Source organism: Enterovibrio sp. FF113, assembly GCF_041439165.1.
Taxonomy (GTDB): domain Bacteria; phylum Pseudomonadota; class Gammaproteobacteria; order Enterobacterales; family Vibrionaceae; genus Enterovibrio; species Enterovibrio norvegicus_A.
The window spans coordinates 73341-96501 of the sequence record NZ_JBGONO010000016.1 but is presented as its reverse complement, the minus strand read 5'-3'; the positions used below and the strand labels follow the sequence as shown (position 1 = coordinate 96501).

The 23161-nt window shown below is 47.5% G+C and carries 15 protein-coding genes; 9 read left to right on the top strand and 6 right to left on the bottom strand.

The annotated features are described in order from the left end of the window. Nucleotides 1-48: 48 nt before the first annotated feature. From cydC to ald, 4 genes are all read right to left on the bottom strand, one after another. On the bottom strand, nucleotides 49-1770 hold the full coding sequence (gene cydC / locus ACED36_RS14110; protein WP_016961520.1) for a cysteine/glutathione ABC transporter ATP-binding protein/permease CydC: 1722 nt from the start codon (nucleotides 1768-1770) through the stop codon (nucleotides 49-51). Further along, a complete protein-coding gene (gene cydD, locus ACED36_RS14105; RefSeq protein WP_017007038.1) occupies nucleotides 1763-3532 on the bottom strand; it encodes a cysteine/glutathione ABC transporter permease/ATP-binding protein CydD in 1770 nt (589 codons plus the stop codon). The genes cydC and cydD overlap by 8 nt, the downstream gene beginning before the upstream one ends. A 132-nt stretch (nucleotides 3533-3664) precedes the next feature. Continuing rightward, entirely contained in the window at nucleotides 3665-4627 is a 963-nt protein-coding gene (gene trxB, locus ACED36_RS14100; protein WP_016961522.1) for a thioredoxin-disulfide reductase, read from the bottom strand. A gap of 121 nt (nucleotides 4628-4748) precedes the next feature. Then, entirely contained in the window at nucleotides 4749-5864 is a 1116-nt protein-coding gene (gene ald / locus ACED36_RS14095) for an alanine dehydrogenase (protein WP_017007040.1), read from the bottom strand. Between the two features lie 165 nt (nucleotides 5865-6029). Between ald and lrp the strand changes: the two genes are divergently transcribed. The 6 genes from lrp to ACED36_RS14065 all read left to right on the top strand — a co-directional run bounded on the left by lrp (nucleotide 6030) and on the right by ACED36_RS14065 (nucleotide 14969). Beyond that, a complete protein-coding gene (gene lrp, locus ACED36_RS14090) occupies nucleotides 6030-6524 on the top strand; it encodes a leucine-responsive transcriptional regulator Lrp (RefSeq protein ID WP_016961524.1) in 495 nt (164 codons plus the stop codon). A 225-nt stretch (nucleotides 6525-6749) separates the two neighbouring features. Further along, nucleotides 6750-9575, top strand: coding sequence for a DNA translocase FtsK (locus ACED36_RS14085; protein ID WP_016961525.1), 2826 nt, complete (start codon nucleotides 6750-6752; stop codon nucleotides 9573-9575). Nucleotides 9576-9588: 13 nt separating this feature from the next. Further along, nucleotides 9589-10185 (top strand): outer membrane lipoprotein chaperone LolA, encoded by a 597-nt coding sequence (lolA, locus tag ACED36_RS14080; protein WP_026024052.1) that lies wholly within the window; start codon nucleotides 9589-9591, stop codon nucleotides 10183-10185. A 123-nt stretch (nucleotides 10186-10308) separates the two neighbouring features. After that, entirely contained in the window at nucleotides 10309-11643 is a 1335-nt protein-coding gene (locus ACED36_RS14075) for a replication-associated recombination protein A (RefSeq protein WP_026024053.1), read from the top strand. Nucleotides 11644-11811: 168 nt separating this feature from the next. Continuing rightward, complete coding sequence (serS, locus tag ACED36_RS14070) at nucleotides 11812-13098, top strand: serine--tRNA ligase (RefSeq protein ID WP_016961528.1); 1287 nt, start codon at nucleotides 11812-11814, stop codon at nucleotides 13096-13098. Nucleotides 13099-13406: 308 nt separating this feature from the next. Continuing rightward, entirely contained in the window at nucleotides 13407-14969 is a 1563-nt protein-coding gene (locus ACED36_RS14065; protein WP_016961529.1) for a PAS domain-containing methyl-accepting chemotaxis protein, read from the top strand. A gap of 91 nt (nucleotides 14970-15060) precedes the next feature. Here ACED36_RS14065 and ACED36_RS14060 read toward each other — a convergent pair whose 3' ends face one another. Then, nucleotides 15061-15888 (bottom strand): hypothetical protein, encoded by an 828-nt coding sequence (locus ACED36_RS14060; RefSeq protein ID WP_017004822.1) that lies wholly within the window; start codon nucleotides 15886-15888, stop codon nucleotides 15061-15063. Between the two features lie 462 nt (nucleotides 15889-16350). After that, nucleotides 16351-18402 carry a methionine--tRNA ligase gene (metG, locus tag ACED36_RS14055; protein ID WP_016961531.1) on the bottom strand — a complete coding sequence of 684 codons (2052 nt, stop codon included), beginning with the start codon at nucleotides 18400-18402 and terminating at the stop codon, nucleotides 16351-16353. A 270-nt stretch (nucleotides 18403-18672) separates the two neighbouring features. On the opposite strand from metG, the gene apbC reads away from it, so the two are divergent. From apbC to ACED36_RS14040, 3 genes are all read left to right on the top strand, one after another. Next, entirely contained in the window at nucleotides 18673-19731 is a 1059-nt protein-coding gene (apbC, locus tag ACED36_RS14050) for an iron-sulfur cluster carrier protein ApbC (RefSeq protein ID WP_017004823.1), read from the top strand. Nucleotides 19732-19898: 167 nt separating this feature from the next. Next, nucleotides 19899-20540 (top strand): uridine kinase, encoded by a 642-nt coding sequence (udk, locus tag ACED36_RS14045; RefSeq protein ID WP_017004824.1) that lies wholly within the window; start codon nucleotides 19899-19901, stop codon nucleotides 20538-20540. A gap of 362 nt (nucleotides 20541-20902) precedes the next feature. Beyond that, nucleotides 20903-23068, top strand: coding sequence for an AsmA family protein (locus ACED36_RS14040; RefSeq protein ID WP_016960540.1), 2166 nt, complete (start codon nucleotides 20903-20905; stop codon nucleotides 23066-23068). Nucleotides 23069-23161 lie beyond the last annotated feature (93 nt).

Genomic DNA, 23161 nt, shown 5'->3' with positions numbered 1-23161 from the left:
TGCAAAAAAGGGAGCCGAGGCTCCCTTAATTATACAAACTCATGCCGATTACTGAATACGTTGAAGCAGGTTAGTGTAACGCCCACCGGCAGCCTTCAAGCTTTGATGGTCACCTTGCTCAATAATTCGGCCTTCATCCATTAAACACACAGTGTCCATGTCTTTGAGGCCAACTAAGCGATGGGTGATAAACAGAACCGTTTTGCCTTTTGCATGCTCAAGAAGCAAAGACAGAATCTGCTGCTCGGTTTTGACATCAAGCCCTTCGGTTGGCTCGTCCAGCAGCAAGATAGGCGCATCGCGCAATAGTGCACGCGCAATCCCTAAGCGGCGGCGTTCTCCCCCTGATAATTGTCGACCTCCGTCGCCAAGCCAAACGTCCAAGCCTGGACCATCCAAAAGATCGGAAAGTCCGACTTGCTCAATCACTGAGATCAATTCTTCGTCTGTTGCAGTTGGCTTTGCCATAGAGAGGTTGTTACGCAATGCACCATTAAAGATGTCGACACGTTGGCTAACAACAGCGATGGACGCTCTAAGCGCCGACTCACGCCACGCAGTTAGAGGTTGACCATCTATGCTAACCGTTCCTTGTGAGGGGTCCCAAGAGCGTGTGAGGAGCTGCAGCAGGGTTGACTTACCACACCCGGTGCGACCAAGCAGCGCCACTTTCTCACCGACTTTGATGGTAAGCGATACGGAATCAACCGCAGGCTTATCTGCGCAATGGTAAGAATAGCTTACGTCTTGGAACTCAATTTGCCCCTTAGCCGTATTGTTGTAACCCATTGGGTCGAATTGAGTTTCAGGCGTTGCTTCGATGATCTCGTTCAATCGTTTAGCAGAGGTCATTGTTTGGCTTAAATACTGGAATGCGCCGGCAACGGGCATCATCAACTCAAAGCTTGCCATCGTCGTAAACGCCACCATCGCCACCATCGGGTTCGGGAAGTTCCCGCCTACACCATCAGCAGCTATCCAAAGCATCAACACCAAGGTTAATCCATTTGCGGCGAGCAATATCCCATTCGCTAAACCCGTCACGCCTGCCATTTGACGTTGCGCGCCAAGTAGCCGCTTTTCAGCATCATGCGCGCGTTCGCGGAACCTATCTGCTGCACCAAAGATTTGCAGTTCAGCGTGCCCTTGGAGCCAATCAACGAGTGAAATTCGAAGATCAGACTTTGCACGTGTAATTTCTTCCCCATGTGGGGCACCAAGACGGTAAAACACCACGGGCAGTATTAACATGAGCGACAGAAGAATCACACCGAGCGTGAGTCCCAGTTTTGGATCGAACCAATATAGGAAGCCGCTAACACAAAATATGCCGAGCACGCCGACAAACAATGGGCTGATAAGGCGAAGATAGACATGGTCCATCGCATCCACATCGGCAACCAATCGATTGAGAATATCGGCATCACGTAAATTACCCATTTTGCCAGGGATCAGCGGTGTGAGTTTGTCGAAGAAGAAAATACGAAGATCTGCGAGCAGTTTGAATGTGGCGTTGTGGCTGACAACGCGTTCGCCCCATCGCCCAGCAGTACGTGCAATCGAAAAACCACGAACACCCGCAGCGGGTAACATGTAATTAAAATTGCTCGCCGCCGCAAGTCCCGCTACCGCCGACGCGGCAATAAACCAACCGGACAGAGTGAGTAGACTGATCGCAGAGGCCAGGGTCGCAAACGAAAGTAGCATGCCTAACAGCAAACCAAACCAATGCTTTTTGTAGAGTTTAAGAAAAGGAATGAGATCACGCATCAAGGTCACTCCGGTCAACCGCTTGGATCATTTCAGCAAATGTACCTTCGTGTTTAAGCGCTTCAAATGGGCCTTGTTGTACCAACTTACCTTTGCTCATCACCAAAATGTTATCTGTGGTACCAAGCTGATCGATACGATGGCTCACGAGCAATGTGGTGGTGTCTTTCGTGGCTTTGTTCAGACTGTCCATCACTAATCGCTCGCTCGACGCATCAAGACTCGCTGTCGGTTCATCTAATAACCAGAACTGACCATTTTGTAGCAGCGCACGTGCCACCGCAATACGTTGCGCTTGGCCGACGGACAAACCACTTGCGCGATCGCCCACGTGGTGCAAGTAGCCTTGGTCAAGGTGTTGAATGAACTCATCAGCATAGGCGGCTTTTGTTGCACGTTGGATCTGATCATCGGTCGCCAATGGTGCAGGAAGACAGATATTGTCCTTGATACTGCCATGGAAAAGTTGAGGGTTTTGACCAACCCAGCTGACTTGTTTACGCCAATGCGCTAAATCAGCCTGATTAAGTTCTATACCGTTGATTTTCAGGCTACCACGATAAGGCAAAAAGCCAAGTAGGGCGTTAATAAGGCTGGTTTTACCGGCTCCGCTTTGGCCAACTAAAGCCACGCGCTCGCCAGCTTTGATGTCAAAGCTAAGCGGGCCGGCCAATATCACGCCATCAGGACTGAGTACTTCAAGATCTGTTGCTTTGATTGCCACGATATTTGCGGGGATTTTTGCTGTACCTGATGCTTGATGCTCTGGCTCGGCATCGAGGAAATTAACAATAGATTCTGCTGCACCAATCGCTTGCGCTTTCGCGTGGTAATACGTACCGAGATCGCGCAAAGGCTGGTAAAACTCAGGGGCGAGAACCAGAACGAAAACACCAACAAACAGTGAAATGCCTAAGCCATAGTGACCGAAATTCAGCTCGCCAATGTAACTAAAACCAAAGTAAACAGCCGTGATAGCAATGGACAGTGATGTAAAGAACTCTAGTACTGCTGATGAGAGAAACGCCAAGCGCAATACTTCCATTGTGCGTTTGCGAAAATCTTCAGAGGCGACCTTGAGATAGTTACTTTCAGCTTCAGCCTGATCAAATAGTCTGATGGTAGCGAGACCTCGTAGACGATCATAAAAGTGGCCAGAAAGGCGTTGTAGTGCCTTAAAGTTGCGTCGGTTTGCGTCAGCAGCTCCCATACCAACCAGTGCCATGAAAAACGGCACTAATGGCGCTGTAAGCATGAAGATAAGCCCAGCGGCCCAGTTAAGGGGGAAGACGACGAGCAGGATGACAAAAGGTATGAGACCTGCGATTGCCATTTGCGGTAAATAACGCGCAAAGAAATCTTGCATATCTTCGACTTGCTCTAGCACCAAGCTTGCCCAAGAACCGGCAGGTTTACCTTGGATAGTTGCAGGTCCCAGTGTCTGGAGCTTATCAAGAATAAGATGACGAACGTGAAGACGCACGGCTTCCCCTGCGCGATAGCCGGCTTGTTCTTTACCCCAACTGCAAACTGCACGAAGACAAACAATGATCGCCAATCCGACGAAAGAAAGCCAAATATCGGATTTGTCGGTTTTCTCTATGATGAGTTCGTGAAGAATATTGGCAAGTAATGCGGCTTGGGCGATCAAAAAAAGACCAGACAGAAATGCCAAGCCAATCGCTGCGATGAGCCAGGTTTTGCCAAGCTTACTTTGCCCTTTGAGCCACTGGACAAGCGAGCGTTGTTTCTTTTTATCCATAGTACTTCTTGGTTTTATTATTCCACGGCACTTGAGCATGACTTCAGTGATGCAATCTCAATGGTTGCCTTGGAGTAAAGGAAGGCTAAATTGGCAAAAATATAGGCCCATAAATGGGCCTAGAAACGCGAATTACTTATTGCTTTCTAACGCATCAAGGAAGCGTTCTGCATCCAGTGCAGCCATGCAACCTGTACCTGCAGAGGTGATGGCTTGGCGATAGATGTGATCCATGACGTCACCCGCCGCAAAAACACCGTCAACGCTGGTTTGAGTCGCGTTGCCTTCAAGGCCTGATTGCACTTTGATGTAACCATTGTGCATGTCCAGTTGGCCTTCAAAGATGCTGGTATTTGGTTTATGGCCAATGGCCACGAACAAGCCCATGACTTCCAGATCTTGCGTTACGTCAGATTGGGTTTCTTTGATTCGAACGCCAGTCACGCCCATGTCGTCACCCAAGACTTCGTCAAGGACACGATCGGTGTGAAGAGTAATGTTACCGTTCTCGACTTTATCCATCAGGCGACTAACCAAGATCTTTTCGGCACGGAAAGTGTCACGACGGTGAATAAGGTGTACTTCAGAAGCAATATTAGACAAGTACAGTGCTTCTTCAACTGCCGTGTTACCACCACCGATGACCGCGACTTTTTGATTGCGATAAAAGAAGCCATCACACGTTGCGCACGCTGAAACGCCGCGACCTTTGAATTTTTCCTCAGACTCCATACCCAAGTATTGAGCAGAAGCGCCGGTTGCAATGATGAGTGCATCACAGGTGTATTCGGCACTGTCGCCTTTTAGGCGAAAAGGACGCTGAGTCAGATCGGTTTCATTGATGTGATCGAAAATGATTTCGGTATCAAATTTTTCCGCATGCTCTTTCATGCGCTCCATCAGAGCGGGACCAGTTAACCCTTCAGCATCCCCTGGCCAGTTCTCGACCTCTGTGGTGGTCGTTAGCTGACCGCCCTGTTGCATCCCTGTCACCATGACTGGCGTAAGGTTAGCGCGCGCAGCATAGACTGCAGCGGTGTAACCTGCAGGACCTGAACCTAAGATAAGAAGGCTTGAATGCTTTACGTTGCTCATTATTTCTCCGGATGGATTGAGTGTTATGTAATGAGAGAGATTGTAGGGAAAATGTGTTGCTAAAGAAAGAGCACCTTGCGGTGCCCTTCATGGAATTGTGTTATCTGTTATTACTTGAAGATTATGCGAGCGCAACTCTTGGATCGAGGTAATCGAGATCAAAGGCTTCTGCAACTTCTTTGATGGTGACGTTGCCGTTAATCACATTTAGACCTTTCAGCAGACCTTCATCACTAAGCAGTGCATCTCGATACCCCATATTTGCCAGTTTCACAATGTAGGGCAAGGTAGCGTTATTCAATGCAAAGGTAGAAGTTCGTGCTACGGCTCCTGGCATGTTTGCTACGCAATAATGAACGACATCGTCCACGATATATGTCGGATCAGCGTGGGTTGTTGCATGCGAAGTCTCGAAACAACCACCTTGGTCAATCGCAACGTCGACAACGGCAGAGCCCGGTTTCATTCTTGCGATGTGATCGGCCGTCACCAATTTTGGTGCTGCTGCACCGGGAATTAGCACTGCTCCGATGACCAAATCTGCGGCGAGAACGTGTTTTTCAAGAATTTCTTCTGTGGAATAGAGTACTTTCGCGCGTCCCTGAAACTCTTCATCTAATGATCTTAGCGTATCAATGTTGCGATCTAAGATGGAAACATCAGCGCGCATACCCACTGCCATACGCGCTGCATTGGAGCCAACAACGCCACCACCCAAGACCACAATTTTCGCGGGTTCTACGCCTGGTACGCCGCCTAGAAGCATTCCTGCGCCACCACGAGATTTTTCTAGTGCCTGTGCACCTGCCTGAATCGACATGCGACCAGCGACTTCTGACATCGGCGCCAAAAGTGGTAGTCGACCTTTAGAATCTGTTACGGTTTCATAGGCTATACAGACAGCTTTGCTCTTGATAAGGTCTTGTGTCTGTGGAAAATCTGGTGCAAGGTGCAAATAGGTAAACAAAATTTGCCCTTCGCGAAGTAAGGCTCGTTCAACGGCCTGCGGCTCTTTAACTTTGACAATCATTTCAGCAGTGGCAAACACTTCTTCTGCGCTTGGAAGAATAGAAGCACCAGCATTGATGTAATCGTCATCGCTAAAGCCAATGCCCATGCCTGCCTGTGACTGGACGTACACAGCGTGGCCACGGGAAACAAGCTCGCGTACGCTGGCAGGAACCATGCCGACTCGATACTCGTGGTTCTTAATCTCTTTAGGTACACCAATGATCATCCTGATTCCTCGCTTCTTTATAGAGTTATTAGCTGTTGTTTTGTAGTATTATTGTATTTAGAGCTAGTATAGTTCGCGGAAAGCCAGATTTGATGCTAAAAATATAAGTTATGTTAATGAAAATGGCATTTTACATTGCAAGGACGTAAGAAGGTGGAATAAAAAATGGTTGACGCCAAAAAGAAACCCTCCAAGGAATTGGATCGCATTGACAGAAATATCCTTAATGAGCTTCAAAAAGATGGTCGCGTATCAAACGTTGAACTGTCTAAGCGAGTAGGACTGTCGCCAACACCCTGTCTTGAGCGCGTTCGTCGCCTAGAAAGACAAGGTTATATCAGTGGTTACACTGCGTTGTTGAACCCTCAGTTCCTCGATGCATCACTGTTGGTATTTGTAGAAATCACACTTAACCGTGGTGCACCGGATGTGTTCGAACAGTTTAACAAGGCCGTTCAGCAGCTCGAAGATATCCAGGAGTGTCATTTGGTATCGGGCGATTTCGACTATTTGCTTAAAACCCGCGTATCGGACATGTCGGCGTATCGTAAACTTTTGGGTGAGACGTTACTTCGTCTGCCAGGTGTGAACGACACTCGTACGTATGTCGTCATGGAAGAAGTGAAGCAAACTAACCATTTGGTCATCAAAACGCGTTAAAAAGCTCACATCCCTCAAACAAAGAGGGCTGACATTAGTGTTATATTCGATAAACCGAGTAGCTTGCTGCTCGGTTTGTTTTTTTGTTTGGTGTACACTTTTGCAAGTAAAGGGCGTTGAAAGAGGAAATAAGGCTATTTCTTCCTTCGTGTCTTCGGCAAATAATGAATAATTACAAAGCCATCGCGTCCATTTTGGGGCTTAAATTTAGAAAGATAGGTGATAATGGAGTTCTTCTTGCGTCAGGAGCAGAAACAGACAGACACCTCACGTCGTTTAAACGGGAAACAACGTTTAAAAGAAAGCGCACTTATTCTCGCGCTCTTGTCTGCTGTGTTCATGTTAGTGTCCCTTCTTAGTTACGACTCCTCCGATCCTTCATGGTCACAGACCGCTTGGGATGGACCGGTGCAAAACGCAGCAGGCAGTACAGGCGCATGGGTTGCAGACACGTTTTTCTTTGCGCTGGGTACGTTGGCGTATCCCATGCCATTCTTGCTTCTTCTTGGTGGTTGGGTTGTATTTCGTCGTCGTGGCGAATCGGAGCCACTGAACTACACCATCTTGGCCACCAAAATCTTGGGTGTTGCTCTGCTTCTATTAACGAGTACCGCGTTGGCAGATCTGAATTTCGATGACTTCTGGTATTTTTCTTCCGGTGGCGTTGTGGGTGATGTACTGACGGCACTCTCTTTGCCGTTGTTTAACCTACTAGGTTCCACACTGATATTGATGTTTCTGTGGGCGGCCGGTTTTACCTTGTTTACAGGTATATCATGGTTAACCATCGTCGATACGCTGGGGGAGAAAACCCTCTCTTCTATCACATGGGTTGTGAATCGTATTCGCGGTGATAAACCTCAAACATTGGGTGCCACGATAGATACAACAAATGTCGACGTGTCTGATCCACTGTTTGCTGATCCAACGAGAGATGGCGACCAGCGTGAGCTGGTAGACATTGCAGCGCTGAGCAAAGTCCAACGTGTGAATGAACCGGTTGATTCAAGTGCGCGCAGTGGCATGCCAGTAATCCATTCACCAGCACCAGTGATTGTCGAACGTAAAGAACCAAGCATGACGATGGAATCCAGCCCTGAGGTTGTGATTGCCCCGTCACCAGCTCCGGTCTTTGAAAGCGTTGTTGATAATAACGCTGACGTTGAAGTTAGTCATGACGACATCAGCAATGATGACGTGGAGACATCTGTTCAGCCTAGCGGTGACGTCGATGCCTTGATGATGGATGCACCTACGCCTTCTGAATCGATAGTTGAAACACCGCCTGTTGATCTTGGTGAGAGTGCTATTGAAGCCGAGACAGCGGAAGGAACGTCGATGAATGTCGATGTTGTCGAACTTAACGACGAGTCTCGTCCTGACGTCGCTATTGGCAACACAGATGGTCTATCAGAACTAGATAGGGCACAAGCCATGTCCGTGATCCCTGATGATGAAGACCCATTCCAGCAGACTATCCGTGAAGCTCAGAAGAATGCCGCTGGTGCGTTACACCCATTCTTGGTCAAAGATGAGCCGAACGTACCCAGACCTAAAGAACCTCTGCCAACCCTTGATTTGTTGGACCCGCCGCGTAACACCGCGACACGGGCAACAGACGAAGAACTTCAGTACCAAGCGCGTCTTATCGAAACGCGATTGGAAGAGTACAAGATTAAAGTGACCGTGATGGGTATATTCCCAGGCCCAGTTATCACACGTTTCGAATTAGAACTTGCACCAGGCGTCAAAGTCAGCCGCATCATGGGACTATCAAAAGACATCGCCCGCTCTCTTTCGACGAGCGCCGTGCGTGTAGTCGATGTGATCCCAGGCAAACCCTATATCGGTCTAGAGTTACCGAACACCAGTCGTGAAACTGTGTTTATGTCAGATGTGGTGGCGAGCGAGCGCTTCCAATCGTCGAAATCACCGCTTTCTGTGGTATTGGGTAAAGATATTGCAGGCGAAGCGATTGTGACTGATCTTGCCAAAGCGCCTCACATGCTGGTGGCAGGTACCACAGGTTCAGGTAAATCGGTCGGTGTGAATGTCATGATCGTCAGCATGTTGTACAAAGCGGGCCCAGAAGATGTTCGCTTCATCATGATTGACCCGAAAATGCTCGAATTGTCCGTCTATGAAGGTATCCCGCATCTGCTAACCGAAGTGGTTACTGACATGAAAGACGCGGGCAACGCGTTGCGTTGGTGTGTGGCCGAGATGGAACGCCGCTACAAACTCATGTCTATGCTCGGTGTGAGAAACATCGGTGGCTTCAACGAAAAAGTGAAAGAAGCTGCTGATGCCAATCATCCTATTCCCGATCCACTGTGGAGTCCGGGTGACAGCATGGACGAGACGGCGCCTTCACTGGAAAAACTGCCTTATATCGTTGTGATTGTCGATGAGTTCGCTGATCTGATGATGGTTGTGGGCAAGAAGGTCGAAGAGCTAATTGCTCGTCTGGCGCAAAAAGCGCGTGCCGCAGGTATTCACCTTGTGTTGGCTACGCAGCGCCCGTCAGTGGATGTGATCACGGGTCTTATCAAAGCCAATATTCCAACACGTGTGGCCTTTACGGTATCAACCAAAACTGACTCACGCACCATTCTTGACCAAGGTGGCGCTGAATCATTGCTGGGTATGGGTGACATGCTCTTTATGCCAAACGGCTCGAACCATCCAGCACGTGTCCATGGTGCTTTCGTCAATGATGATGAAGTTCACCGTGTTGTGAGTAACTGGAAAGCACGGGGTAAACCGCAATACATTACCGACATTACCAATGGTGACCAAGGCTCAGAAGGCTTGTTACCGGGCGAAGCTGCCGAAGGTGGTGAAGAGTTGGATCAACTGTTCGATCAGGTGGTTGAATTTGTGACTGAATCTCGCCGTGCGTCAGTCTCTGGCGTACAGCGTCGCTTTAAAATTGGTTACAACCGTGCTGCGCGAATCGTAGAACAACTGGAAGTGCAGGGCATTGTCAGCGCACCAGGCCATAATTCAAATCGAGAGGTGTTGGCTCCGCCACCACCGCCAAGAGATTGATTGGAAAAATAGAATGAGAAAGATGTTGATGTCCTTACTGCTGGTAGCGCCAGCAGTATTTGCAACACCCCAGCAAGAATTAAACACTCGCTTAGGTAAATTAAACAACTTTACGGCTAGCTTCGAGCAGAGAGTGACGAGCCCTGAAGGAGAGCTGATCAGTGAAGGCGAAGGCAAACTTGCCATGAAACGTCCTAACTTGTTCAACTGGGAAACGGTGCGACCGGATGAAAACATCCTTGTTTCAGACGGTAAAACCTTGTGGTACTACAGCCCGTTTATTGAGCAAGTCACTGCCATGTGGTTGGAAGATGCAACGTCGCAAACACCGTTTGTTCTGCTAACGCGTAATGACCCGAAAGACTGGAACAATTACAACGTGAAGCAAGACGGAGATACTTTCGTTTTGTCGCCAAAGCAAGCCAGTAATCTGGGTGAGTTTATCGTCGATGTGCGCACCGATGGGCGTATCACAGAGTTTGCTGTTGTAGAACAAGATGGCCAAACCAGTCGTTTTGAGCTTGAAAATATCAAGAATGTGTCGCCAAGTGCTTCACTTTTCAGCTTTACTGTTCCTGAAGGCGTAGAGCTGGACGATCAACGTCAATAATCTCGACAGGCGCTGGTCCTCTTAGCGCCTTTTGCACTCAATCGCATTTTTATTATTGAGTGAGGTGTTTGCCTTAGCCATGCTAAGTTAACACCTTGCAACCCCTAACCGAGAGTCCTGTTTGTGAGTAATTTCAGTCTGGAATTTGCGGACGATTTTCGCCCCCTCGCTGCCCGTATGCGGCCGACCAACCTTTCCGAATACATTGGCCAAAAACACCTTTTAAGCGAAGGTAAACCGTTGCGTCGCGCACTCGAAAGCGGTCAACTGCATTCCATGATTTTATGGGGACCGCCAGGCACCGGGAAAACCACGTTAGCGGAAGTCGCTGCGGGTTATGCCGATGCTGAAATCGAGCGTGTTTCGGCTGTGACCTCTGGGGTTAAAGACATACGTATTGCGATTGATAAGGCCAAAGAAAGCAAGCTGGTTGGGCGCAGGACCATACTGTTTGTTGATGAGGTGCATCGCTTTAACAAAAGCCAGCAAGATGCATTTCTGCCACATATAGAAGATGGCACCGTCACCTTTATTGGTGCAACAACGGAAAACCCTTCGTTTGAACTGAATAATGCACTGCTTTCGCGTGCACGGGTTTACAAACTCAAGTCGCTCGACAAAGAAGATATTCTTGAAGTCATTGAACAAGCCCTGACGGACAAAACCCGTGGCTTGGGCAATGAAAAATTGAGTTTTCCGTCAGATGTTAAAGAACAGTTGGCCAACTTTACCTCGGGTGATGCGCGGATGACGCTCAACTACCTTGAAATGTTGTCTGATATGGCAGAAGCGGATGACAAAGGCGACAAGCTCATCACGCTAGAGCTGTTGGCAGAAGTGGCAGGTGAAAAAGTTGCAAGGTTCGATAACAAAGGCGATCTTTGGTACGACTTGATTTCGGCGTTTCATAAATCTGTCCGAGGCTCTGATCCTGACGCTGCATTGTATTGGTATGCGCGAATTATTACTGCAGGTGGTGATCCTCTATACGTGGCAAGACGTTTGCTAGCGATAGCCTCGGAAGACATAGGGAATGCCGACCCAAGAGCGATGCAAATTGCCATCAGTGCGTGGGATTGTTTCACGCGCGTGGGTCCGTCGGAAGGCGAGCGAGCCATTGCACAAGCGACGGTTTATTTGGCCTGCGCTCCGAAAAGCAATGCGGTATACACGGCCTGGAAACAAGCCCTGTCAGATGCCAAAATGCACCCAGACTATGAAGTACCCAACCATCTGCGTAATGCCCCCACGAATTTAATGAAAGACTTGGGTTACGGTGAAGGGTACCGCTACGCCCATGATGAGCCAAATGCTTACGCGGCTGGTGAGAGCTATTTCCCTCAAGAAATGAAAGGTACGCGATACTACCAACCCGTAAATCGTGGCCTTGAAATTAAAATCGCTGAGAAGTTGGCATTTCTTGACCAGTTAGATGTAAATAGCCCGCAAAAACGCTAGGAAAAAGAGGGTATTTTGGGTATTGTTTAAGCCAATTAATACCCTCTATTTTCAATGGTAATATCATCAAATAGTGGGCTAAGCACCTTTCATATTGGCGTTGTCATAGTAGTGCGTGGCAGCGTTAAATTTTTCAGGCACTGTTAGATAACGATTCACAGGATTAACATGCTGGATTCTAAACTACTTCGTACCGAGTTGGACGCAACCGCTGAAAAGCTAGCGCGTCGTGGCTTTAAGCTTGACGTTGACACACTTCGCGACTTAGAAGAAAAGCGTAAATCGCTACAAGTTCGCACTGAAGAGCTGCAGGCTGAGCGTAATTCGCGTTCTAAGTCCATTGGTCAGGCGAAGGCGAAAGGCGAAGATATCCAGCCTTTGCTGGCGGAAGTTGAAAACTTAGGCGATGAGCTAAACAAAGCAAAAGCGGAATTGTCTGAGCTTCAAAATGAACTGAATACGATTGTACAAATGGTACCAAACGTTGCAGATGATGCTGTGCCTGTTGGTAAAGATGAGTCTGAAAACGTTGAAATTTCTGTTTGGGGCGAACCTAAAACTTACGATTTTGAAGTGAAAGATCACGTTGATCTGGGCGAAATGTCTGGTGGCCTTGATTTCGCAAGTGCCGTGAAACTGTCAGGTTCTCGCTTCATCGTCATGAAAGGACAGATGGCACGTTTGCACCGTGCCATCGCACAATTCATGCTTGATCTTCATACTACTGAGCACGGCTACACAGAAATGTATGTGCCGTATTTGGTAAATGCAGATAGCTTGTTCGGTACGGGCCAGCTACCTAAGTTTGGTGAAGACCTGTTCCATACTCAGCCAGCGACAGAAGAAGGCGTTGGCATGTCGCTGATCCCAACTGCTGAAGTGCCGCTGACTAACATGGTACGCGATACGATTGTTGACGAAGCAGATTTGCCAATTCGAATGACAGCACATACACCGTGTTTCCGTTCTGAAGCGGGCTCTTATGGTCGTGATACACGCGGTTTGATCCGCATGCACCAATTTGACAAAGTTGAGTTGGTTCAAATCGTGAAGCCAGAAGATTCAATGGCGGCACTGGAAGAACTAACGGGTCATGCTGAGAAAGTTCTTCAGCTTCTGAACTTGCCTTATCGTAAAGTGATCCTGTGTACAGGTGATATGGGCTTTGGTGCTGCGAAAACATATGACTTAGAAGTCTGGGTTCCTGCTCAAAACACGTATCGCGAGATTTCATCATGTTCAAACATGACTGACTTCCAAGCTCGCCGCATGCAAGCGCGTTTCCGTCGCAAAGCAGAGAAGAAGCCAGAACTGCTTCATACGTTGAATGGTTCAGGTTTGGCGGTTGGTCGCACCATGGTTGCGATTCTAGAGAATTATCAGTTAGAAGATGGTCGAATTGAAGTACCAGAAGTGCTGCGCCCATATATGGGTGGTTTGACTCAGATTGGCTGATTAATATAGCTATTTAGAAGGCCGGCATATCATTGCCGGTTTTTTTATATCTCCATTTTGCTATTCAATAAAATGTCTTTTGGCTTGGGCACTGTTTCCTTATTTTCCCATGCAATCACATGTTCTATGGAATTGATGTAAACAAATTTCCCTGACATGGAATTTTTTAAATGATTGAAAAATAAACACTATCACTTCAACGACGACGTAAGTCATCAATTAGGCGCAACCTTCTCATTTCATTCCAAATTATTGGACTAATATTACTTATTAGAGATATGTATCACTCACAAAAAAGGTAGCGTTGTATGCGAGTCAACAATCCGGTAACAGACAAGGAAATACGCTTTCCTGCTGATTACAACCTGCTCTCTACCACCGACACGCGCGGTATCATTAAATATGTAAGTAAAGAGTTCTGCGAAGTCGCTGGATATACTCAAGAAGAGTTGATTGGGCAACCCCATAATATGGTTCGCCATCCATCAATGCCCCCAGCAGCATTCCAGAACATGTGGGACTTCATAAAAAATGGTCAGTCGTGGATGGGCATGGTGAAAAACCGTTCCCAAAATGGTGATCACTATTGGGTCAACGCGTTTGCTTCCCCCATCAAACAAAATGGCCAGATTGTGGAATTCCAGTCTGTGCGTATGGTACCTGATCGAATAGCTGTTGATCGCGCAGAAAAAGTTTACCCACTTCTCCTAGCCGGTAAGACACCATCGGCATTGAAAATGCCACGTACTCGCCTTTGGCAGCGAGCCGCCATGTGGTTTGTTCCTGGGGCTATTTTAGCGGGGGCTGCGGGTTTCTTTGCTGGTTTCGCCGCGTCAGTTGCCGTGCAATTGGTCTTTTCGATGGTGGCTGTTTTCATGCTGACTCGTCGGTTGGAAAGCGTTACCAAGCTAGCGAGAGAAGCCTATGACAACCCATTGATGGAGTATATCTATAATGGGGCGATTGATGATGTGTCAGAAATAGAGCTCGCATTAAAAATGCGTGCAGCTGAATTGAATGCTGTGGTCGGTCGAATCATGGACGGTAGTGATCAGGTTCTTGATGCTGCGAATACAGCGAAAGGCAATGGTCAAAGGACGGCGGATAACCTTGATAGACAAAATGCTGAGACCGATCAAATAGCCGCGGCAATCAATGAAATGTCAGCGACTGCAAATGACATGTCGGGTAACACGCAAAGTGCCTCTGATGCAGCGACCGAAGCCCAAGATGCGACGTTAGCGGGTATGGAAACCGTTGGTAAAACTGTCGACGCGATTCAGAATCTTGCGAAGCAGCTTAGTTCTGCATCCAGTGTTATTTCTGAACTTGAAGAGCACGGCAAGCGAATTGGTGCTGTGTCGGACGTGATTCAAGGAATTGCAGAACAGACCAACTTGTTGGCATTGAACGCTGCGATCGAAGCGGCACGTGCCGGTGAGCAAGGTCGGGGCTTTGCGGTGGTTGCTGATGAAGTGCGGGCACTGGCTCAGCGTACGCAAGAATCGACATCAGAGATCCAAGATGTTATCTCGAAAATCCAAAACGGTACGCAACTGGCTGTTGATGCGATGGAACGAGGAACAACCTTGTCAGAAGATTGTGTCGCTAGCGCAGAGCAAGCGGGGGATGTACTTCGTCGTTCACAAGAGCTAGTCACAGACATTAACGACCGAAACCATCAAATCGCGACTGCGGTGCAAGAACAGGCTGCTGTGTCTAACGAAATGAATGGTAACATTCAGTCGGTCTCAGAGCTGTCCCAGGAAACCATTAATATTGCTCGAGAATCTGTGGTGGAAGCGCAAAATTTGTTTGATGCGCTGGGTGATCAGAAGCGATTAGTGATGCAGTTCCGTCGTACATCTTAGCGGGACTTTTGTTAAAGAATTTAAAGGCCAGCATTGCTGGCCTTTTTTTGTTTCTGTTGATTCAGTCGTCGCCGCCAAAGGATAGTGAGAATTACGCAGTTTGGCGTGGGCTTGGTAATGTATGCATTGTGTTCTTCGCTTCGTGCATCTTTTCTACCAAGGCATCGTCGGTGCGTATCGTGAGTTCACGATCAAAAAGGTGGAGCAATACAACACTAAGATCCTGGGAGATTTTGACCAAAGAAGACGCTGGAATATCCCCATTTTCAGAACCAATCACCGAGTCAAAACGGCTGTCGATACGGTCAAAAGCAAGCGACGCTTCAGCGCTGGATATCAGCGACAGTTGATACAGGCGCTTTTGCAGAATTCGACTTTGTAAGCTGACAGATTGCCATGCCGCGGTTTTACCTTCAATCAAGCGCATCGTGGCTTGCTCAAAGCGCAGCTGAGACTCTTTGGTATCAATCCATGTTTGCCAAAATGCCTGATACTCTTCATACATTGCATCATGTTTGCTCTCTGCAATGTATGAACGAGCAATTTCATCGATGATATAAATAAGGTGGTCAGAAGTGCGGTGATGTATCGCATACCAACCTGCCTTTGACTGGCTGGGCAGTGACGAAAGAGCCTGCTCCATCCTAGCACTCAAAACGCGAAAAAGAGGACGCTGAGGATTGTTGCAAGACGTTTGCAACTCTTCACAAAACTCGCGTATCTCATCTCTTGCTTTAGATGCTTGTGGCGACTGAGGGCAGCGAACATAGCGTGTATTGTGTTCGTGCAGCATCCACAATAAAGAGCGAAGACTGTTGATCTGTGAGCGGTAATGTTCTCGACGGGTCTCTTTGGTACTTGAGACGCTTTTACTTAGCTGTACTAACCAAGTTGGGGTAATTGCGCGTAGTAGTGACATATCTTTTTCCTCACATTGAGAGCCTGTACAGATACTGCAGGGGATATGCCAATTGTTGATATCAATAAAAACAATACCTTAGGCTCAGCGTGGCTGTTTATTGTACATCGCTGATGCATCTTTGAACCAATACGGTGCAATAAGTGTGTGAAGAAATAGACAAATCGACTTGTAAGGTTGTACCAATCGAAATAAGTATTCAGTCATTCTTACTGGTTAAAATCGACAATAGTTGCGTCAGAGATTTTATTAGTAGAATAACCAGTTACTGCAATCTCTTCCTTGCTCTTGACGATTTTTCCGCGCAAATTTATGACGGTTTACTTATTCCGATTGGTATTACTTGGATATAGAACGCTTTGTTCTTATTACTTAATCAAGCGATATGACAGATAAAGAAGAGGGAGCCAAACTGGCTCCCTCTTCTTTTGTCTTTTGTATTCGTGACAAATGACGGTGTGGTTACATCACACGCATACCAGCTTGTGCACCTTCATGTGGTTCAAGGAGCCACAAGTCTTTACCACCAGGGCCAGCAGCCAAAATCATACCTTCTGACATACCGAACTTCATTTTGCGTGGTTTAAGATTAGCAACAACGACGGTGTATTTACCGACCAAATCTTCAGGGTTATACGCAGATTTGATACCAGAGAATACTTGGCGTGTTTCTCCACCAAGGTCCAGTTGGAATTTCAGCAATTTATCCGCTTTAGGCACTGATTCACACGAGATGATTTTTGCGATACGAAGGTCTACTTTGGCAAAGTCATCAAACTCGATTTCAGCTGCGATAGGCTCGTCTGCTAGCGGGCTTTTTGCTTTTGCAGCCTCTGCTTTTTCCGCGAGCGCTTTCTCTGCTGCAGCATCTTCTTTTGAAGTTTCTACCATCGCTTCTACATGCTTTGGATCGATACGACTGAACAGCGCTTTGAACGGGCTGACGGTATGGTCAGTCAGCGGTTGTGCGATGCCTTCCCATGTCAGTGTTTCATTCAAGAATGCTTCAGTACGCAACGCTAGCTCAGGCATGACAGGTTTCAGGTATGCCATCAGCACACGGAACAAGTTAATGCCCATAGAGCATATCGCTTGAAGCTCGGCATCTTTGCCTTCTTCTTTCGCGACAACCCATGGCGCTTTTTCATCAACGTACTGATTCGCTTTGTCAGCCAGCGCCATGATTTCACGGACTGCACGGCTAAACTCACGTTTCTCGTACATGTCACCGATGCGTTCTACTGCACCAGCAAACTCAGCGTAAAGCTCAGGCTCTGCGCATTCTGCTGATAACTTACCGTCGAAACGTTTGGCAATGAAGCCCGCGTTACGTGAAGCAAGGTTAACCACTTTGTTCACGATGTCTGAGTTTACGCGCTGAACGAAATCGTCCAGATTTAAATCTAGGTCATCAATACGGTTATTGAGTTTTGCTGTGTAGTAGTAGCGCAGACACTCTGGATCCAAATGCTTCAAATAGGTGCTCGCTTTCACGAACGTTCCTTTTGATTTAGACATTTTGGCGCCATTCACTGTCACGTAACCATGAACGAACACATTGGTTGGTTTACGGAAACCTGAGCCTTCAAGCATCGCTGGCCAGAAAAGGCTGTGGAAATAGACAATGTCTTTACCGATGAAGTGATACAGCTCTGTGGTGCTGTCTTTCTTCCAATATTCGTCAAAGTCCACGTTGCTATTTTTGTCACAGTAGTTCTTGAACGAACCCATGTAACCAATTGGTGCGTCTAGCCAAACGTAGAAATATTTACCAGGTTCACCTGGGATTTCGAAACCGAAGTAAGGGGCATCGCGTGAGATATCCCACTGTTGTAAGCCCGTTTCAAACCACTCAGCCATTTTGTTGGCGGTTTCGTCTTGTAGCGCACCAGAAGTGGTCCATGCTTTCAACATGTCTGCGAATTGCGGCAAGTCGAAGAAGAAATGTACCGAGTCTTTCATGACTGGGGTTGCGCCGCTAACCGCTGATTTTGGATTGATCAAATCGGTTGGGCTGTAGGTTTCACCGCAGTTGTCGCAGTTGTCACCGTACTGATCTTCAGCGCCACATTTCGGACAGGTGCCTTTAACGAAACGATCAGGCAGGAACATTTCTTTTTCAGGATCGAACAGTTGCGAAATGGTGCGACTGTTGATGAAACCTTTGTTTTTCAGCTCAGTATAGATGTACGAAGCCAGCTCACGGTTTTCGTCACTGTGAGTGCTATGGTAGTTGTCAAAACTGATGTCAAAGCCTGCGAAGTCTGTTTCATGCTCTTTCTGCATTGCCGCAATCATGGCTTCCGGTTCAATACCCAATTGCTGTGCTTTCAGCATGATTGGAGTACCGTGTGCATCGTCGGCACAAATGAAGTTGACAATGTTGCCACGTAGGCGCTGATAACGCACCCATACGTCTGCCTGAATATGCTCAAGCATATGACCTAAATGGATAGAGCCATTCGCGTAAGGCAGGGCACAGGTAACCAGAATTTTACGTTGGTTTGCAGCCATAATTTAGTTAGTTCGCTTTTGATAAATGAATCGAAAGAATGGCGCAAATATTACCTGATACACGTTGGAATGCCTAGCGCACATTAAGTTTGCCGCTTCTAAAGAGGCGGTTTGAATGCGACAGAACGGCAGTAGGTTTAAGCGACGAAAACCGTGCGATTTGGTTTGAATTTCATTAGGCTAACAACGAACACGAATGAATTACGCTTCGAACACGGAGAACGCGACTGCCTTGAGTGGGGGTCGTAACAATATTATAGAGGGATTGATATGTCTGACGTCATTGCTTTGCTTAACCAGTTTCAACACCCCGCTTTGATCCCCGACTGGGCTAGCCACGCCGGTATTGTGACCGAATCAAAACAGGGAGAGGTGACGCTGACTTTCCCCTTTGCTGCCAAAGACCTGATTGCTGAACTAAACGCTTGGTTAGAAGCGCAAAAAGCCAATGGGCATGTGATTCCTCCTATCTCGATTCAACAGCGCGTTGTTCCACTGAAGGCCGGTGATAAATCCCCGATAAAGGGTGTGAAGAACGTGATTGTTGTCAGTTCTGCAAAAGGCGGGGTGGGGAAATCGACGACTTCAGTGAACCTTGCATTGGCACTGAGCGCACAGGGTGCGAAAGTCGGCATCTTGGACGCAGATATTTACGGCCCATCTGTACCTATTATGCTAGGTACAAAGGGGAAGCAGCCAGTCACGCTGGATGGCAAGAATATGGAACCCGTTGAAGCGCATGGTCTGTTTAGCAATTCTATTGGCTATCTCGTGCCCGACGAAAACGCCATGGTCTGGCGTGGCCCTATGGCATCTAAAGCGTTTGCGCAGTTGGTGAATGAAACGCGTTGGCCTGATTTGGATTATCTGGTGGTGGATATGCCACCGGGTACCGGCGATATTGCGCTAAGTATGGCGCAGCAATTCCCTATCACGGGGGCTGTGGTGGTGACAACGCCTCAGGATCTGGCATTAGCGGATGCGATTAAAGGCGTGACCATGTTTGATAAAGTGGCGGTTCCGGTGCTCGGTGTTATCGAGAACATGAGTTATCACATTTGTAGTCAATGTGGGCATCACGAAGCGATATTCGGTCAGGGCGGTGCTGAAAAGATGGCGAAGAACCTCGACTTGTCGATACTCGCACAAGTGCCACTACACATGAGTATTCGCGAAGACATCGATGCCGGGTGTCCGACTGTCGTTTCGAAGCCTGAAAGTGAGCATGCAGCGGTATATCGTCAACTTGCACTAAGAATCGCGTGCCATCTTTACTGGAGCGGTGAGCCCATCGCAGAGCAGATTTCGATTACCACCTTGAAGGATTAGGGCTGTAAATAAAGAGTGAATTGATGCGCAAATCACTTGAGAGTTGATGAAACATTGTGCGGATTACTTTTAATTGAGATGTTCATCACATATTTAGATGGCGTCCGTGCATCCAACTCCCTATAATCAGGCGGTTTATTTCTCGCCAAACTTCCGGGTATTCATATATGAGTGACAACAACCAATGTGTCATTATCGGTATTGCAGGCGCATCTGCATCCGGTAAAAGTCTGATCGCCAGCACCATTTATCAGGAATTAAAGGAAAAAGTCGGCGATCATCAGATCGGTGTTATCACGGAAGACCGCTACTATCGCGATCAAAGCCACCTAAGCATGGAAGATCGTGTTAAAACAAACTATGACCATCCGCAAGCGCTTGACCATGATCTACTTTGTAAACACCTTCAAACCCTCATGGAAGGTAAAGCGGTAGAAGTGCCACAATATAGTTATGGTGAGCATACTCGGCTGAATGAGACCACCACGTTGACGCCAAAGAAGGTGATCATTTTGGAAGGGATTTTGTTGCTGACAGACCCTCGTCTTCGTGAGTTGATGCATGCAAGCATCTTTATGGATACCCCATTAGATATTTGTTTGCTGCGTCGCGTTAAGCGTGATGTGGCAGAAAGAGGCCGTACCATGGAATCTGTGCTGGCTCAGTATCAGAAGACAGTGCGTCCGATGTTCATGCAGTTCATTGAGCCCTCCAAACAGTATGCGGACATTATTGTCCCACGCGGCGGCAAGAACCGCATTGCTATTGATGTGCTGAAAGCACACATTGCGAAACTGCTAAAATCATAATCAAGAAGCCGGCGAAGTCCGGCTTTTTGCTATCTGTTACTGAGATAAACGTAATGACACGACTCTGTGCCAATGCGCCGGACAAATGTGACTTTAAGCCGATCGTTTGGGTATTCAACGGATAGAATGCATCGAGTTTTCAAACCCTGCTACCGCGCTGTGCCCCTCCAATCGTAAATGACAAACGTGAACCACCAAGATCAGCTGGGTTCTGTGGCTTCATGGCTTCACTAAGATTGATTTTACGCGTTTTATCATGCGAAAAAGCGGAAACGAGAATATGTGATGCAGCATTTTGCTTCATAATTCGTTAGGCTTTTACTGTTATTTAAAATGCATCTCACAAGGAACTGATTGTCATCATGAAAAAGCTACTCTATATCCTTTTTGGACTGGTGCTGTTGGTAGTAATAGCGATAGGCGTGCTTGTTGCTGTTATTAACCCCAATGATTTTAAGCCGCTGATTGCTGATGAAGTCAAAAAAGCAACGGGTCGCGAACTGGTGATCGACGGTGACATGAGCTGGCGCTTTTGGCCAAGCCTAGGCTTATCGGTCGAAAAGTTAGCCTTTAAGAACCCACAAGGGTTTGCCGAGCCAGATATGCTCAAACTTGATCGCGCGGAGATGTCAGTCGCCGTGATGCCACTCATGTCCGACACTCTCGATATTGGTGTGGTCACTCTGTATGGCGCGCATGTATTCATTCAAACGTTGCCGAATGGCAAAAGTAACCTCGACGGTTTAACGGGGGAAGCACAACCCGCGCAAAAAGACACGGACACGGCTGCTCACGAGCCTGCATCTTCTTCTGCTTCTGAACCAGTCGAAGACACTGGAACAGCAACCGCATGGACGATCGCAATTGGTGGTGTAGATTTGGTCGATGCCAGCGCTATTGTGCGCGATGACCAAACTCATGCTGTGAGTGAAATCAGTAAGCTGAATCTGAATGTTGGAAAGCTGGAAATGGGTCTTTGGGTACCCGTAGAGTTTAATGTTGAAGGTAAGCAAAATGCGATGGCGTTCACGGCCAAGGGCAGTACCGAAGCCATGTTGGAAAAAGTGGTGATGGACTCTCAGCTTCGCAAGCTTTCGCTCTCGGCGACGTTAGATGATGCGAGCATGAAACTGGAAAGCGTTTCGCTTACTGCGGATCAAGTGGCTTTGGCGATGCCAGCTGCCATTGAGTTCTCCGCTAAAGGTCAGGCGAGTGACTTGGCGTTTGATACATCAGGCAAGGTCACTGTGACGGTTGATAAAGCCATCGAAATTATCCGTGCCTCTGGTATTGATATTGCCACGACGCTGGCAGGTTCAACGCTGCCACGTCCAGAAATGAAAATCGGACTAAAAGGTGATGCAGTCTTTGATAACAAAGCACAAAAACTGACGCTAAGTCAGCTTGTTGCCAACCTTGATGAGCTGGTGGTCGATGGCAGTGCGTCGGTTGCTTTGGCCGATATTCCTGCCGTGCGTTTTGAACTGCATAGTCCAATCATTAATGTCGATGCATTTCTGGGTAACAAGCAAGCGGCAGCTAAACCTACAGATTCAACACCGAGCAAACCTTCAGAATCTGGTTCAGGTGAGCAAGCTCCAACCGGACAGAAAGCCCCATTGAGTGATGTCGAGCCGGATTTGTCAGCCCTGAAAGGGCTGGATGTAGCAGGCAAAATTGCGATTGACCAATTTGTGGCAAACAACGTCAAAGTCAGCGATGTGATCACAACGTTTGCAGTGAATCGCGGCAAAGTGACGCTGAGTCAATTTGATGCCAAGCTTTATGGCGGCACGATAGCGGCACAGGGTTCATTGGATGCAACCGCGTCACCTGCGCGTTATAACGTCACGAAAGGTATTAAGAACATCAATGTTCAACCATTGCTGATGGATGCCGCCAATGAAGACATGTTATCTGGTCGAGGCAGTATTGATGTTAACGTCAATGGTGTTGGCTTGTCAGACAAACGTCTTCGCACGGGCATTGCCGGTACGGTTGCTATCGACTTTGCTGATGGTTCAGTTGACGGCATCAACATCCCAGAAATGATCCGTGAAGCCAAAGCAGCATTAAAAGGTAAACGTGCAGACTACGTTGAAGAAACTCGTAAAACAGATTTCAGCGGATTAACCGCCACGTTCAACCTCGGCAAAGGCATTGCTTCGACCCGCAATATGAAGATGGAAGCACCAGCATTGCGTATCCGCAGTGAAGGTCAAACAAACTTGGTCAAAGAAAATCTAGATTTTGACGTGTTTGTTTCTGTTGTCGGTACCAGCAAAGGACAAGGTGGTAAAGATATCGATGAGCTAAAAGATGTCACCATACCTGTCGAAATTGGTGGCACTTGGCAAGCGCCTAGCTATAACCTTGACGTTAAAGCATTGCTGACCAACAACAAGGTATTAGAAGACAAAGTGCGCAAAGAAGCTCAGCGTGGTTTGGAAAAACTGTTGGGTGATAAAGCAGGAGACGACAAAGTGAAGCAGGCGGCAGACAAACTGTTAAAAGGTCTGTTTAACTAATGCTTGTTGTCAATCTATCTGTTTGATCTATTAAGTTAATCAAAAAAGAAGCCGCATGATGCGGCTTCTTTTTTAGATTCATATTGATCACTG